The 14,481-nt window shown below is 66.9% G+C and carries 14 protein-coding genes; 8 read left to right on the top strand and 6 right to left on the bottom strand.

All coding sequences use genetic code 11. From position 1 onward, the window contains the following. Positions 1 to 142 precede the first annotated feature (142 nt). Positions 143 to 460, bottom strand: a complete 318-nt coding sequence (locus FEK34_RS16825; protein ID WP_138448755.1) for a hypothetical protein — start codon at positions 458 to 460, stop codon at positions 143 to 145. Between the two features lie 142 nt (positions 461 to 602). On the opposite strand from FEK34_RS16825, the gene FEK34_RS16830 reads away from it, so the two are divergent. Then, positions 603 to 1,109 carry a hypothetical protein gene (locus FEK34_RS16830; RefSeq protein ID WP_138448756.1) on the top strand — a complete coding sequence of 169 codons (507 nt, stop codon included), beginning with the start codon at positions 603 to 605 and terminating at the stop codon, positions 1,107 to 1,109. 104 nt (positions 1,110 to 1,213) lie between these two features. Here the strand turns inward: FEK34_RS16830 and FEK34_RS16835 are convergent, their stop codons facing one another. Further along, complete coding sequence (locus tag FEK34_RS16835; protein ID WP_138448757.1) at positions 1,214 to 2,419, bottom strand: helix-turn-helix domain-containing protein; 1,206 nt, start codon at positions 2,417 to 2,419, stop codon at positions 1,214 to 1,216. Between the two features lie 572 nt (positions 2,420 to 2,991). Here FEK34_RS16835 and FEK34_RS16845 point away from each other — a divergent pair. The 4 genes from FEK34_RS16845 (at position 2,992) to FEK34_RS16860 (ending at position 9,105) form a co-directional block, all read left to right on the top strand. Continuing rightward, a complete protein-coding gene (locus tag FEK34_RS16845) occupies positions 2,992 to 3,279 on the top strand; it encodes a hypothetical protein (protein WP_171048255.1) in 288 nt (95 codons plus the stop codon). A gap of 181 nt (positions 3,280 to 3,460) precedes the next feature. After that, entirely contained in the window at positions 3,461 to 4,516 is a 1,056-nt protein-coding gene (locus FEK34_RS16850) for an NADP-dependent oxidoreductase (RefSeq protein ID WP_138448760.1), read from the top strand. Positions 4,517 to 4,834: 318 nt separating this feature from the next. Beyond that, entirely contained in the window at positions 4,835 to 8,626 is a 3,792-nt protein-coding gene (cobN, locus tag FEK34_RS16855; protein WP_138448761.1) for a cobaltochelatase subunit CobN, read from the top strand. 95 nt (positions 8,627 to 8,721) lie between these two features. Beyond that, entirely contained in the window at positions 8,722 to 9,105 is a 384-nt protein-coding gene (locus tag FEK34_RS16860; protein WP_138448762.1) for a PPOX class F420-dependent oxidoreductase, read from the top strand. A 2-nt stretch (positions 9,106 to 9,107) separates the two neighbouring features. Here the strand turns inward: FEK34_RS16860 and FEK34_RS16865 are convergent, their stop codons facing one another. Further along, complete coding sequence (locus FEK34_RS16865) at positions 9,108 to 9,371, bottom strand: helix-turn-helix transcriptional regulator (RefSeq protein WP_138448763.1); 264 nt, start codon at positions 9,369 to 9,371, stop codon at positions 9,108 to 9,110. Between the two features lie 76 nt (positions 9,372 to 9,447). On the opposite strand from FEK34_RS16865, the gene map reads away from it, so the two are divergent. Next, entirely contained in the window at positions 9,448 to 10,215 is a 768-nt protein-coding gene (map, locus tag FEK34_RS16870) for a type I methionyl aminopeptidase (RefSeq protein WP_138448764.1), read from the top strand. A 5-nt stretch (positions 10,216 to 10,220) separates the two neighbouring features. Here the strand turns inward: map and FEK34_RS16875 are convergent, their stop codons facing one another. Both FEK34_RS16875 and FEK34_RS16880 read right to left on the bottom strand, forming a co-directional pair. Then, the gene (locus tag FEK34_RS16875; protein ID WP_138448765.1) at positions 10,221 to 10,940 is read right to left on the bottom strand and encodes a glyoxalase; all 720 of its coding nucleotides are present in this window, start codon (positions 10,938 to 10,940) and stop codon (positions 10,221 to 10,223) included. Positions 10,941 to 11,091: 151 nt separating this feature from the next. Continuing rightward, positions 11,092 to 11,640 carry a hypothetical protein gene (locus FEK34_RS16880; RefSeq protein WP_138448766.1) on the bottom strand — a complete coding sequence of 183 codons (549 nt, stop codon included), beginning with the start codon at positions 11,638 to 11,640 and terminating at the stop codon, positions 11,092 to 11,094. Positions 11,641 to 11,940: 300 nt separating this feature from the next. On the opposite strand from FEK34_RS16880, the gene FEK34_RS16885 reads away from it, so the two are divergent. Then, positions 11,941 to 12,495, top strand: coding sequence for a PadR family transcriptional regulator (locus FEK34_RS16885; protein ID WP_138448767.1), 555 nt, complete (start codon positions 11,941 to 11,943; stop codon positions 12,493 to 12,495). A 29-nt stretch (positions 12,496 to 12,524) separates the two neighbouring features. Further along, the gene (locus tag FEK34_RS16890; RefSeq protein WP_138448768.1) at positions 12,525 to 12,908 is read left to right on the top strand and encodes a PPOX class F420-dependent oxidoreductase; all 384 of its coding nucleotides are present in this window, start codon (positions 12,525 to 12,527) and stop codon (positions 12,906 to 12,908) included. Positions 12,909 to 13,085: 177 nt separating this feature from the next. Here FEK34_RS16890 and FEK34_RS16895 read toward each other — a convergent pair whose 3' ends face one another. Continuing rightward, positions 13,086 to 14,468 carry a metallopeptidase TldD-related protein gene (locus tag FEK34_RS16895; RefSeq protein WP_432760962.1) on the bottom strand — a complete coding sequence of 461 codons (1,383 nt, stop codon included), beginning with the start codon at positions 14,466 to 14,468 and terminating at the stop codon, positions 13,086 to 13,088. Positions 14,469 to 14,481: the final 13 nt, after the last annotated feature.

A 14,481-nucleotide genomic window follows, 5' to 3' on the forward strand; every position in this document is an offset into this window, starting at 1 on the left:
TTAGAGGTTTTGTCGAGCCCGAGTTGCAGGGTGTCGCGGGCGGACGTCCATTCAGAAATCAGCGCACTCAGGGCGTCTGGATTGCAACTCTCCGCTTGCGTTCTAGTGGCCGGTGCCATCTATATTCCCCCATCCTCGGCCACTACGGAGTGCCGCCCAGCCGATCGAATTCCCGTGCCCTTACTTCGTCGATGTGAAGAAACTTGGCGGCAACAGATATCGTATTATCGCTGATCGACTCGAGTGTTGTCGCCAATTGCTGGAGCGTCTTGGTCGCGGAATCGCATGCTGTGGTGCAGGCTACACCGATTTCGAATCCGGGAAATCCCGATGCGATTCCAGCGGAAGCCTCACCCGATTTGATGTTACGTATGTCCCCGGCTCGAGACCGCACATCGCGCGCCAGGACAGCGGCATCAGCGCCATCGATCTTGACGGTCTCAGTTAACGGGTCGGCCACGCCCGGGCATGCTACCGTTGGCGCTGGAATGGCGCAATGTGCGCTGTGGCAAGGCAATGCATGCTTTCGAGCACATGCGTACCAGCGCGCCGGTACGTCTGCTGATGCAGACCCAGGGGATCCGGAGCAAGGAGTTGTGGCGATGACCTCTGCTGATCTCGACCCGATGTCACAGAACACTCAGCGATTGGTGCAGTCGCTGACGACGGCTCGATCACGGGCACAGTCGTCCGATGGGTTCCTGGTGGTGGAAATGTGCGCCGACGGCCAGCTCACGGTCAAGATCGACGACCGCGCGCTTGCTTACGGTGGTGCCACGATCTCTGCCGAGCTCAACCGGCTGGCCGCTCAGGCCTTGACCAAGGCGAGGGCCGAAGTCGCAGATGCAGTGGACGCCTTCTGTGCGGATCCGCGGATAGCGAATGTTATCGAGGCGACGCAGGATGCGATGGCCCAACCGCCGGTCGATGTACGACCGGCGGTGCCGAGCGCGCATGTGAATGAGTCCACCACACCGGCAGGTGGGGACGCAGGTTTCCCGCCACCAGTGCGCCGTCAGAGGGAAACGTACCTTACGCCTGTCGACGATCCTTATCTCGATGATGATTACGATCCGTACTATCACCGGAAGTCCTGGCTCGTCGACTGACATTGCAGCATAGGGTGATTGGGTCGAACGCGCTGGAATCCATAGCAGTACCTCGTGCTGATTACTGGATGCGCCGGTCGCAGGCTGAGTGACCGGCCGACTCTTCATACATTGCTGATGCCGCACCATGCGGCGAATCCCCGCACACCTTCCGAAGAACGTGCTTCTTGCCGTGCGAGGATCCGCACAGTTTCGTGGACCATCGGGTGGTAGCGAGTTTGGGTAGGTGCGATCTTCTTGGCGGTGTGGAGGGCGTTGAGTGCTGCCGCGCGATTCCCGTGGAGGAGATGTCCGCGCGCGAGGTCGATGTAATGGTGGCCGGCGCGCTCTCGTGGAGCAGTCGCAGGAATCCGGACTGCTTCTGCTCGTCGTACTGCTTCGGTCCCGTCCATCATTTCCACGGCGAGCCCTACCGACCAGATCGCCACATTGGTCGGTCCGAAACACAGCCGGTAGTCGTCACGGTCGCGTCCGATTCTGCGCGCCGTCTCAGTCGCCTCAGCCAGGTGTGCGTCGGCGAGGGCACGTTGGCCTGATCTAGCAGCCGCAAGGGCTGATTTCAAATGTAGATTGCCCCACATGGCAAGGACTGGCGGGTCCTCGCGTCGGAGTTCTGCGTCGATCCGGCCCCGGCTCTTCTCCAGGAAACGCAGTGCCGAATTCCAGTCGGCAGCGCCGATGAGCTCACCCGCCCGCTGATAGTCGCCGACCAGGACGGCGAGCTCATCACCGGATCGGGCCGCCGCCCACTCGTATCGTTCGACAGCCAGGGACGCCAAATCGATGTAGCCGAGCTTGTACACCAGTTGGCTTGTCGCCGCATAAGCCTCGGCCAGCAGCCCGAATACTCTCTCGCGTTTCAGCCCATCAGCGGAGTGCCAGGCACGTCGGAGATCTGCCAGCAATGGCGGAAGCTTTGCGCCGAGTTCGCCGAGCTGGACCGAGTGCCGCAGCTTCGACACCGTGTCGACTTCGGCCGCAAGCTCAGTGAATTCCCGCGGTGCTGACTCCTCCGGCTCGATCCCGTACGCGGCCAGCTCGCGTCGAATTTCGGGCACCCCGGCGTGCACATTGTGTTCGTCTCGGGTCGCACGGGGATACGGCTGGTCGAGCAAGTCTGCGACGCCGACTTTGAGCGCGCGCGCAACCGCGCTGACGAAAGCGGGTGATGCCGGAGCACGTTCCTGCTCGACGGCTCGGACCAGGCTCACCGATACGTGGGCTTCTTGCGCGAGTCGGGCTTGTGTCCAGCCGGCGAGGTGGCGTTCTTCGGCAACACGCCGACCGATACCAGAGGTTCGGGTCATCATGCCCTCATTTCATTGGCGTTCGCATACCCAGGGTGCCAAAGCCATTGGCACTTCGCTGCAGATACGCCGACGAATCTCTTTGTGCGGCACCCGTGGCCGGGTTGATGCCCTGGAGCTCGACGGGCACACCGGTCGGCTATGAGCTGTCGGTGGCGGAAGCTCCCCGGGCGGGTGCCCCTTCTTGACGTCGAGCGAGGGGCTATGCGTATGGACGGAAGTGTGTTGTCGGAACTGGGAGACACGCCGGTGAGCTGGTGTGAGTACTACCGGCGGGTTTGCGGACTTCCAGCGTCTGTGGAGCCGCGTAGCGGGCGGATTGTGATGCGGGCGTGCGCCATTGGGGCAGTGACGATGCCCGCCCACTACGGGGGAATGGTGCTGGTTCGGTCGCCGATAGCGGGTCCGGTTGTGGCGCATCCACGGTCGCGACGGTGGTCGTTCTTGGTGCAGCGGGACGTGCCTGACGATACGAAATTGTTCATGGAGTTGTTTCGCCTCGACGTTTCCGTGTCGCCGTTAGGAGCCGAGATCGTCCTCCCGTCGCCAGGGGAGCGTGGTCCAGGGTTTCGCGTATGGGTGAAACCACCCCACGATGGCGTGCCTCCGTCCGGGATGGCGGTGGTAGACGCGGTGAGGTCGGTGCACCGGTGAGGGCTGAATCGCCGAAGCCGGATGAAGATGATGTCCGCGTTTCGGTGCAGTTCCACGATGTCCGTCTGGAGTTCGTTGCGTGTCGTACTGCCGCTGCCCAGTTCATCGATGAATGGTGCCTCCGCTACCACGCCGATGCGGCGATGGTCATTCCAGGCGACGTGGCCGATCTGCCTCGGCTGCCGAACGAGAGGTTGTACCTCGATTGATGTGGCGGCCTGTGCCGCTCGGGCGCGCTGCTGGTGCTGAACACGAAGTCCGGGCCGCAGCTCGACGAACTAGGTCATTCGCCCCTGGTCGGCCAGCTACCCGTCGAACGATTCGAGGTCCCGAGGCAGGCACAGGGCGCGTCCAGATGGGCCGCCGTTTCCGGCCCGAGCCGCGAGGCGCATGATCGAACACAGCCGACCCACAGGAGGAACCGTGTCTGTCGAGTCCACTCGCATCGTGCTGGCGTCCCGTCCGGTCGGTGCGCCGCAGCCGGAGAACTTTCGCACCGAAACCGTCGAACTGCCCGAGCCCGGCGATGGGCAGGCGCTGCTGCAAACGCTGTATCTGTCGCTGGATCCATATATGCGCGGGCGGATGAGTGACGCGCCGTCGTATGCGCCGCCGGTGGCGATCGGGGCGACGATGGTGGGCGCCACCGTGTCCAGGGTGCTGGAATCGCGCGATAGCGCGGTGCGGCCGGGCGATATCGTGCTCGGGTATGGCGGCTGGCAGACGCATTCGCTGGAATCGGCCGCCTACCTGCGCAAACTCGATCCGGCGAAGGCGCCCGTGACCACCGCCCTCGGTGTGCTCGGGATGCCGGGATTCACCGCTTACGCGGGGTTGCGCAATATCGGCAAGCCCAAAGCGGGGGAGACGCTGGTCGTGGCCGCTGCGACGGGACCGGTGGGCTCGGCGGTCGGGCAGATCGCGAAACTCGAAGGCACCCGCACCGTCGGCATCGCGGGCGGCCCGGAGAAGGTGCGGTTGCTGACCGAGAAGTTCGGCTTCGACGCCGCCATCGACCATCGCGCCGACGACTTCGCCGAGCAGCTGGCCACCGCCACCCCGGACGGCATCGACGTCTATTTCGAGAACGTCGGCGGCGCCGTCCTGGACGCGGTTCTGCCGCGCCTCAACAGCTTCGCCCGCATCCCCGTCTGCGGCCTCGCCGCCGCCTACAACGCGACCGAACTGCCGCCGGGCCCCGACCGGCTCGGCCTGCTCATGGGTCTGATCCTGCGCAAGAGCCTCACCGTGCGCGGCTTCATCCAGACCGAATTCGCCCCGACGCAGATGGACGACTTCCTCGACCAGGCCACGAGATGGGTCGCCGATGGCCGGCTGGCCTACCTCGAGGACATCGTGGACGGCCTCGATCAGGCGGTGGCCGCATTCCAAGGCCTGCTGGTCGGCAAGAACGTGGGCAAGCTGCTGGTGCGCGTCGCCGAGTGACGGGCGGCGAGACCGGAGCGAACCCACCCGCCCGATGACGTCCCAGGGAAGCGGGTACTGCGCCGATGGCACTGCACCGGGCCAATAGTCGTCGGTAGGCCGAGCCCGTAGAGCGGCCGCCGGCACCAGGGCGGCACGCGTTGGCGGCCCAGCTCCGGGCGATGCGGGCGGCCCGATTCCCGCGCGGTAGCATCCGGGGGCTCGGCGGGCGATGAGGAAACCGGTGAAATTCCGGTGCGGTCGCGCCACTGTGAACAGCCAGACCCTCTCCGGCGAGCGCACACCCGCTGGGCGCGTCACCCGAGGAAGGTCTCACCCGTGATCCTGCTGCTGTCCACCTCCGACACCGATCTGCTGAGCGCGCGCGCCAGCGGCGCCGACTACCGGTGGGGCAACCCGGCGCGGCTGCTGATCGAGGACCTCCCTGGCCTGCTCGACGGCGCCGACCTGGTCATCGTGCGCATCCTCGGCGGCAAGCGGGCCTGGGAAGAAGGACTCGACGCGGTCCGGGCCAGCGGCGTACCGATGGTCGCCCTCGGCGGTGAACTCGCACCCGACGCCGAGCTGATGGAATGCTCGACCGTGCCAGCCGGTGTCGCTGCCGACGCGCACAACTACCTCGCCGCAGGTGGTGCCGAGAATCTGCGTCAGCTGCACAACTTCCTCTCCGACACCGTGTTGCTCACCGGGCACGGCTTCGAGCCGCCGGTGCAGCTGCCCAGCTGGGGTGAGCTCGAGCGCGACGCCGCTGACATCGACGGCCCCACCGTCGCGGTCGTCTACTACCGCGCCCAGCATCTGGCCGGCAACACCGCCTACATCGACGCCCTGTGCACCGCGATCGAACAGGCCGGTGCCCGCCCGCTGCCGTTGTACTGCGCCTCGCTGCGGACCGCCGAACCGGAATTGCTGAACACCTTGCGTACCGCGGACGCCTTGGTCGTGACCGTGCTCGCCGCGGGCGGTACCAAGCCCGCGACCGCGTCCGCCGGCGGCGACGACGAAGCCTGGGATGTCGGCGCGCTCGCCGAACTCGATGTGCCGATCCTGCAGGGCCTGTGCCTGACCACCGGTCGCGAGCAGTGGGAAGCCAACGACGACGGTCTGTCGCCGCTGGATGTGGCCACGCAGGTGGCGGTGCCCGAGTTCGACGGCCGCATCATCACCGTGCCGTTCTCGTTCAAGGAATTCGACGCCGACGGTCTGTCGACCTACGTCCCGGATCCCGAGCGCGCCGCACGAGTCGCCGGTATCGCGGTGCGCCACGCCCGGCTGCGCCATATCCCCGCCGAGCAGAAGCGACTCGCGATCATGCTCTCGGCGTACCCGACCAAACATGCCCGCATCGGCAACGCCGTCGGCCTCGACACCCCCGCCAGCGCGATCCGGTTGCTCACCGAATTGCGCACGGCCGGTTACGATCTGGGCGATCCGAGCGAGGTTCCCGGTCTCACCGACCGCGACGGCGACGCCTTGATTCACGCCCTCATCGCCGCCGGCGGGCAGGACCCGGACTGGCTCACCGCCGAACAGCTGGAGGGCAACCCGATCCGCATCGGCGCCGCCACCTACACCGCGTGGTTCGAGAGCCTGCCGGAGGACCTGCGCGAGGCCGTGATCGAGGCGTGGGGACCGCCGCCGGGCGAACTGTATGTGGACCGCTCCGGCGACCTGGCAGGCGAAATCGTCATCGCGGCACTGCGTTTCGGGAATATCGTGCTGATGGTGCAGCCGCCGCGCGGCTTCGGCGAGAACCCCGTCGCCATCTACCACGACCCCGACCTGCCGCCCAGCCACCACTACCTGGCCGCCTACCGCTGGCTGTCGGCACCGGAGTCGGCGGGCGGATTCGGCGCCGACGCCATGGTGCATCTGGGCAAGCACGGCAACCTTGAATGGCTGCCGGGCAAGACGCTCGGCATGTCCGCCTCCTGCGGCACCGACGCCGCCCTCGGCGATCTGCCGCTGATCTACCCGTTCCTGGTCAACGACCCCGGTGAAGGCACCCAGGCCAAGCGCCGCGCGCACGCCACCCTGGTCGATCACCTGATCCCGCCGATGGCGCGCGCCGAAAGCTACGGCGACATCTCGCGATTGGAACAGCTGCTCGACGAACACGCCAATATCTCCGCCCTCGACCCGGCCAAGCTGCCCGCCATCCGCCAGCAGATCTGGACGCTGATGCGCGCGGCGAAAATGGACCACGACCTCGGCCTGTCCGAACGCCCCGACGAGGACTCCTTCGACGACATGCTGCTGCACGTCGACGGCTGGCTGTGCGAGATCAAGGACGTGCAGATCCGCGACGGCCTGCACGTGCTCGGCCAGGCGCCCGAGGGCGAGATGGAGCTGGACCTGGTGTTGGCCATGCTGCGCGCCCGTCAGCTGTGGGGCGGTGAGCAGAACGTGCCCGGTCTGCGAGAAGCGCTGGGGCTCAGCGAAGCCGGAGACGAGGCCCGGGTGCGGGTCGACGTGGTGGAGGCTCGTGCGCGTGAACTGCTCGCCGCGTTGCAGGCCGAGAACTGGTCGGTGGACGTGGTCGACTCGTTGGTCAACGATTTCGCGACCGCGATTGTCTCCGGGGATTCGACCGAGCGGACGACCGGCAGCGCTGCCTTGGGTACGGGCGCCGGTACTGCGAACAATACTCCGGGCGTCGGTGTCGCCGACGCGGCGGGCGAGCCGGATGTGCATGCGGCGGGCACCGGCACCCCGGCCGGGCAGGTCGCCGGCTCGCAGACGGGTGGCATCGCCGTCGGCGAGCGCGTGGCGGCGGTGAATGCCGTGCTGCGGTTCGCCGCGACCGAGGTGGTGCCACGCCTGCGTGAGACCGGTATCGAGATCGCCCGTGTCCTGCACGCTCTCAACGGCGGTTTCATCCCGGCGGGACCGAGCGGTTCCCCGTTGCGCGGGCTGATCAACGTGCTGCCCACCGGCCGCAATTTCTACTCCGTCGACCCGAAGGCCGTGCCGTCGCGTCTGGCGTGGGAGACCGGTCAGGCGATGGCCGATTCGCTGCTCGAGCGGTATCTGGCCGATCACGGCGAGTACCCGCGCTCGGTGGGTCTGTCGGTGTGGGGCACCTCCGCGATGCGGACCTCCGGTGATGACATCGCCGAGGTCCTCGCGCTGCTCGGTGTGCGGCCGGTGTGGGACGAGGCCAGCCGCCGCGTCACCACGCTGGAAGTGATCTCCCTCGAGGAGCTCGGCCGTCCGCGTATCGACGTCACCGTCCGCATCTCCGGCTTCTTCCGCGACGCGTTCCCGCACGTGCTGGCCCTGCTCGACGACGCCGTCCGCCTGGTCGCCGCCCTCGACGAACCGGCCGAATCGAACTACGTTCGCGCACACGCGCAGGCCGACCTCGCCGACCACGGCGACGAACGCCGCGCCACCACCCGCATCTTCGGCTCCAAGCCCGGCACCTACGGGGCGGGCCTGCTGCAACTGATCGACTCCAAGAGCTGGCGCACCGACGACGACCTCGCCCAGGTGTACACCACCTGGGGTGGCTACGCCTACGGCCGCGACCTCGACGGCGCCCCCGCCGCCGACGATATGCGCACCGCCTACCGGCGTATCACCGTGGCGGCCAAGAACACCGACACCCGCGAGCACGATATCGCCGACTCCGACGACTACTTCCAGTTCCACGGCGGCATGGTCGCCACCGTCCGCGCGCTGACCGGCAAGAACCCCGAGGCCTACATCGGCGACAGCACCCGCCCCGACGCGGTGCGCACCCGCACCCTGTCCGAGGAGACCTCCCGGGTGTTCCGGGCGCGTGTGGTGAATCCGCGCTGGCTCGAGGCCATGCGCAGGCACGGGTACAAGGGCGCGTTCGAGATGGCGGCGACCGTGGACTACCTGTTCGGCTACGACGCCACCACCGATGTGGTCGCGGACTGGATGTATGAGAAGTTGGCCGAAAGCTACGTCTTCGACGAAATCAATCGCACGTTCATGGAGCAGTCCAATCCGTGGGCGCTGCACGGTATCGCCGAGCGCCTGCTCGAGGCGGCCGAGCGCAAACTCTGGGATGCGCCGGAGCAGGAGACATTGGATCGGCTGCGCCAGATCTACCTGGAAACCGAAGGTGAACTCGAGTAGGGGAGTCGTGGCCGCGTCCCTACGACCCCGGACGTAGCCGCGAATCTGTCCCTGGGCGGATGTGTGCTGTCAGCCGCCGCCCTACCGTTGCCGGTATGACCTGGAACGAACTGGCAACCAGCAAATATGCGCTGCTCACAACGTATAAGAAGGACGGCACACCGGTGGGAACGCCGGTGTGGGTAGCACCCGACGGCGACCGGATTCTGGTGTGGACCAACCGCAAGTCGTGGAAGGTCAAGCGACTGCGCCGAAATCCGCAGGTGACCGTGCAGCCCTGCGATAACAGCGGCCGCACCGATGGCGGTGAGGTCCATGCCGCGACCGCGACGCTGCTCGACGCCGACGGCACCGAACACGTCCGCGACGTGCTCGCCCGCAAGTACGGCCTGCTCGGCGCCCTCGCCATCCGTGGGCACAAGCTGATGCGCGGCGCCGACGCCTCGGTGGGCATCGCGATCAGTGAACGCGCGGACTGAACTCAGGCCGAGGCGGCGAGGCTGCCGGACAACCAGATCGCGGCCAGCTCGTCCAGCGGCAACTCCAGCACCTGGCTGAGCGCCACCACCGTGCCGAACGCGGGCGAGGGCAGGCGGCCGGTTTCGATCTTGCGCAAGGTTTCCGGGGAGATCCCCGCCGCGCGCGCGACATCGGCGAGATCCCGGCCACCGCGGGCTTCCCGCAACCGGGCACCGAGTCGGCGACCGGCCTCCACCTGGGCGGGAGTCAAGGGCAGACGAACCATGCGACCACCCTACGGTTGGTATTTAAATACCGCAATCTGGTATTAAAATACCGATGATGTCGATGTGGAGGTTGTGATGGTCGAGTTGAAGTCGCCCGAGGAGATCGAGCGCATGGCGGTGACGGGACGATTCGTCGCCGAGACCCTGGCCGAGCTGCGCGACCGCGCGGCCGTCGGGGTGAATCTGCTCGAACTCGAGGCGGTGGTGCGCGAACGGATTCGGCAGCGCGGTGCGCAGTCGTGCTATTGGGACTACGCCCCGTCATTCGGGCGTGGGCCGTTCCGCAACACCGTGTGCCTATCGGTGAATGACGCTGTGCTGCACGGGCTTCCGTTCGACTACGCCTTGCGTGACGGTGATGTGCTCAGCATGGACCTGGCCGTGTCCATCGACGGCTGGGTGGCCGACTCGGCGACCACAGTGGTGGTCGGCACCGGCGCCGACGAGGACCTACGCCTGGTGCGCGCCACCGAGGAGGCCCTGGAAGCGGCCATCGAGGTCGCGGTGCCGGGCAACCGGATCGGTGACATCTCCGCGGCCATCTCGGCGGTCGCCGGCGACTACGGCTACCCCGTCAACACCGAATTCGGCGGGCACGGGCTCGGACGCACGATGCACGAAGACCCGCACGTGTCCAACGTCGGTCGGGCGGGCCGCGGATTTCCGCTGCGGCCCGGGTTGACCATCGCCATCGAACCGTGGTTCGCGCGCACCACCGACCGCATCGTCACCGATCCCGACGGCTGGACGATCCGCTCGGCGGACGGTTCACGCACCGCGCATTCCGAGCACACCATCGCAATCACCGAGGACGGGCCGCGGGTGCTCACCCTGGCCGCCTGATTCGCTCACTGCCGTTCGTCGAGCCACTCCCGCAGGGCCTCACTCGCATTCGCGTCGGCCGCGATTGCGGCGCGCTCGTCCTCGGTGAGTGGCACGGCGCGCATCTCGTCGCGACAGGTGGCTGCCCGCTCCTCGTCGCCGGTCGCGATGGCGATCTCGGCGAGCGCTGCCCAGGCTCGGGCGAGGTCGATGGCGGGCGCGGTCGTTCGGTACCGCGCGATACCCACCTCCAGCACCCGGGCAGCAGCTTTGTCATCGGTTTTGAAATCGCGCAGGATGCGGGCGTTGTCGAGTACCCGGGCCAATCCGGACAGCTCCTTGGAGCCGCCGTATTCGTTCTTCGGCGGTTCGTCGTATTGGATATAGATGATCGAATTGCCGTCCGGGTCGACGAGAGTGAACCGGGACTGCCCCGGGCGGAATCGGGTGATCCGCGGACGGCCTTTCGCGGGCACCTTTCCGAAGTGGGCGCGCAGTGCGGCGGTGAATTCTTTGTGCCGTCCGGCGATATCGTCGACCATCACCAGGCAGCCGACCCATTCCTCGGGGAAATCGGCGTCCCGGGGCTTGGAGGTGAAATGCAGGGCGCAACCGTTCGCCTCGATCGCGCCGTAGACGTAGGGGCGGGTCTGTTCGTGGGTGACGGTGTAGCCGAGTGCGCGATAGAACTCCAGGGTCCGGGCGAGGTCGCTGGTCGGGAGCACGGGGACGGCGGTGTCGTCCATTCGGGGCCTCCGTAATCAAGTTTGACTACCGAGACACTAGGCCTGGATGGCTCTGGAAGTCAAACTTGATTACCGGGTGGGCAAGCGAAGGGCCGGGCGGTGTACGCCCGGCCCGGACCTCCTCTCGCGGAAGACGATCGGTGCGGATCGGTCAGACTCCCGCGCCGATGAATCCGCCGATCACGGCACCCACCGCGCATCCGATGATCGCGCCGACGAAGAAGAACCAGATGCCGATGAAGATGCCGATCACGCAGCCGATGGCGATGCCTGCGGCGATGGTTCCGGCATTACCGACCGATTGCAACGCGACTGCCTCGGGCGACGTGGTCACTGGTCCGGGTGCCGGACCCGCTGTCGGGGTGAGGGTCAGCACGGTGCCGGTCCGGTCGACGGCCGGCGTCACCTCGAAACTCTGACCCGTCTGCATGCGCAGCGTCGTCGGGATCGCGCCGATGACCGTGCCGTCACCGGCTCTGACGGTGACCGCGCCGGGAGTCATCTCGAAGGTGCCCGAAGCCAAGGTGACTGTCGCGCTCGAACGGTCGGCGGCCAAGGTCGTCGTATAGGCGACCGGTCCGCTGACCGACGTGAAACTGGGTCCTGCTGCCACGCCCGCCTGGCCCTGTGCGGTGGCAGTGGCTATACCGGTGGCGGCGATGGCCAATATCGCCGTGGCCACCAATTTCCTGATAAACATCGCTGTTCCATTTCATGGTGCCGATATCCGATGGCGTCCCCCCGACGAACGTCAGCGGATACCAATAATTGTCGCGCTCGCGGTAGGAATCGTCTATACTGTGCGATTTGATTCGCCTACTTTGTAAACGATCAATTCTCGGCGATAGGAAGAACTGTGAAATCGCCGGTATTCGATTCGTCATCGATCATTTCGCGGATCTGATTCGGGCGCTGTCGGGGGCGTCTCCGCGGGCTCGAGGTCAAGTTTGACTACCATGCGGTGCGGCGGCTCGGCGGTCGGCCCGCTGGAAGGAGTCCGATGTCGACGGTGCGGCTATTGGTCCTCGGGGTGATGCGCAGGCAGCAACCCACCCACGGGTACGCGGTGCGTCAGGAGCTGCTGTCGTGGCGGGCCGACACCTGGACCAACGTCAAGCCCGGATCGATCTACCACGCGCTCAAACAGCTGACCCAGGAAGGCAAATTGCGCGCACTCGGCACCGAGGGCAGCAGCCACGGGCCGGGCCGGACGATGTTCGAACTCACCGCCTCCGGCGAGGACGAGTTCCGCGCACTCATGGACGAGGCGCTCGTCAGCGTGGACATGGAGGAACTCGGTGCGGCGATCGCGTTCATGGACACGTTGCCGCGCGCGCACGTGATCGCCAAGCTCCGCGAACAACGCCGGCGCAGCCGCGAGATACGCGACGACCTGCTGGCCATGGTCCCGGATTTCCCCGGCCGATACTCCGCGCCGCACGCGACCGACCTGCTGGAACTGTGGAGCGGGGTGTTCGAGAACCTGTCCGGCTGGACCTCCGGTGTGCTGGCCAGGCTGGAAGCGGGGGAGTACCGCATGGCCGACGACGAGTGAGCCGCGCGTGCGTCGCCTACCGTTGCGGTATGAGCGATGCGCGCACAGCTGTCGAAAAAGCCGACTACGTCCTGCTGACCACCTTCCGCAAGGACGGCACCCCGGTACCCACCCCGCTGTGGGCCGCCGCCGACAACGGCAAGATCTTCGTCTGGACCGTCACCGACAGCTGGAAGGTCAAACGCCTGCGCCGCAACCAGTCGGTCACCCTCCAACCGTGCAACGCCAAAGGCACCCCGCACGGCACCCCCATCGACGGCACCGCCCGCATCCTCGACCCCACCGAAACCGACAACGTCCGCCGCCTCATCCGCAAGAAATACTTCCTCCTCGGCCCCCTCGTCCTCCTCGGCAGCAACCTCCGCCGCGGCAAATCCGGCACCATCGGCATCGAAATCACCCCCGCGAACTGACTACGGCGCGGCCGGAACCGATCCGATCCGACCAAGCGACCCAGATTTCCGCTGGTCGGATCAGCCCGCTCCTAACCAATCCCATTGGGCAGCACAGTGTGACCTGGGTGTCGGGATCCGGGTGTCATCCGGCGCCGATGAAGCCGGCGGCGCCGGTGATGAGGTAGGTCGGGGGCATCAGGTGGCCTGGCTGACCGAGGACATGTGGAAGTCGGGGATGCGCAGTGGGGGCATGGCGGTTCGGGTGAACCAGTCTTTCCATTCGCGGGGGAGGGTGAGGGTGGTGGCTCCGGCTTCGGTGGTGCGGCGGAGTAGGTCGAGGGGGCTTTCGTTGAAGCGGAAGTTGTTGACGGCGGCGGTGACCTCGCCGTTCTCGACCAGGTAGACACCGTCGCGGGTGAGGCCGGTCAGCAGCAGGGTGGCCGGGTCGACCTCGCGGATGTACCAGAGCGTGGTGAGCAGCAGGCCGCGTTCGGTGCGGGCGATCATGTCTTCGAGGGTGGCGTCGGAGCCACCGGTCAACAGCAGGTTCTCGCCGGGAACGGTGGTGGGGGCGTCGAATTCGGCGGCGGTGGCGCGCGGGTAGACCAGCGATTCGATGACGCCCTCGCGCAGCCAGTTCACCCGCTGCGCGGACAGTCCGTTGTCGAACACCGACAGCGCCTCCGAGGACGCCGGTGTGGCGACGAACGGGCGGTATTCGAGACCACTGGCGCTCGGATCCGAGTACAGGGTGAGCGGAAGGTCGGTGAGCCGCTCACCGATGCGGGTGCCGCCCGGCCGCGACAAGGCGGTGTGGCCCTCGTGTGCGCCGCGTCCCTCCATCGTCCAGGCCAGATAGATCATCAGATCCGCCACCGCCGACGGCGGCAGCAACGTCTCGTACCGCCCGGCGGGCAGCTCCACCCGCCGCGCCGACCAATCCAATCGCCGTGACAGCTCGGCCAGTAGCCCCGGGGTATCCACATCCGTGAAATCGCTGGTGCCCACGCCCACCCAGGCGCTGGCCAGATCGGCGCCCGTGCCACGTTTGCCGTTGATCTCCACCGAACCGGTGGGCTGCACATAGCGGCGCCGCAGGCCGGTGGAGGTCCCGAGCCAGGTGGTGTGCATCTGGTGGTGGGCGAAACCGTAGAGGGTGTCGGTGCCGTCGAACCCGCGCGCCAGGTCGGCGGCCAGCCCGGTGAAGACCTCGATACCGGTGCGGCCGGGTTCGCCCGCCCAATCCGGTGTTTCGGCGGCGTCATCCGGCTCCAGCAGCGGCATCGCATCGCGCGCCGGTTCGGCCGTGCGCGCCGCCTGCTCACTGGCGCGGACCACGGCCTCGATATCGGCGCCGTCCACGCTGGTTGCGGTGACGCTGCCGACGCGCGCGAGGTTCGGGCCCTCCCGGAACACCGACACCACCGCCCACTGCCGCGAGACCGACGACCCGTTGGTGGTCATCGAATTACCCGCCCAGCGCAGTGATGCCTCATGCGCGTCGGTGACGATGACCATCGCCTCATCGGCCTTCGACAGCGCCAGCGCCTGTTCGACCACCGCCCCACCGGGCACAATCGCCGCGCCGGTC

Source organism: Nocardia cyriacigeorgica, assembly GCF_005863245.1.
In the GTDB taxonomy this organism is placed as follows: Bacteria; Actinomycetota; Actinomycetes; order Mycobacteriales; family Mycobacteriaceae; genus Nocardia; species Nocardia cyriacigeorgica_C.

Coding starts and splice junctions, on each gene's coding strand:
- FEK34_RS16830 (WP_138448756.1), top strand. CDS start 603: ATGACCTCTGCTGATCTCGACCCGATGTCACAGAACACTCAGCGATTG.
- FEK34_RS16835 (WP_138448757.1), bottom strand. CDS start 2,419: ATGATGACCCGAACCTCTGGTATCGGTCGGCGTGTTGCCGAAGAACGC.
- FEK34_RS16845 (WP_171048255.1), top strand. CDS start 2,992: ATGGGTGAAACCACCCCACGATGGCGTGCCTCCGTCCGGGATGGCGGT.
- FEK34_RS16850 (WP_138448760.1), top strand. CDS start 3,461: ATGATCGAACACAGCCGACCCACAGGAGGAACCGTGTCTGTCGAGTCC.
- FEK34_RS16860 (WP_138448762.1), top strand. CDS start 8,722: ATGACCTGGAACGAACTGGCAACCAGCAAATATGCGCTGCTCACAACG.
- FEK34_RS16865 (WP_138448763.1), bottom strand. CDS start 9,371: ATGGTTCGTCTGCCCTTGACTCCCGCCCAGGTGGAGGCCGGTCGCCGA.
- map (WP_138448764.1), top strand. CDS start 9,448: ATGGTCGAGTTGAAGTCGCCCGAGGAGATCGAGCGCATGGCGGTGACG.
- FEK34_RS16875 (WP_138448765.1), bottom strand. CDS start 10,940: ATGGACGACACCGCCGTCCCCGTGCTCCCGACCAGCGACCTCGCCCGG.
- FEK34_RS16880 (WP_138448766.1), bottom strand. CDS start 11,640: ATGTTTATCAGGAAATTGGTGGCCACGGCGATATTGGCCATCGCCGCC.
- FEK34_RS16885 (WP_138448767.1), top strand. CDS start 11,941: ATGTCGACGGTGCGGCTATTGGTCCTCGGGGTGATGCGCAGGCAGCAA.
- FEK34_RS16890 (WP_138448768.1), top strand. CDS start 12,525: ATGAGCGATGCGCGCACAGCTGTCGAAAAAGCCGACTACGTCCTGCTG.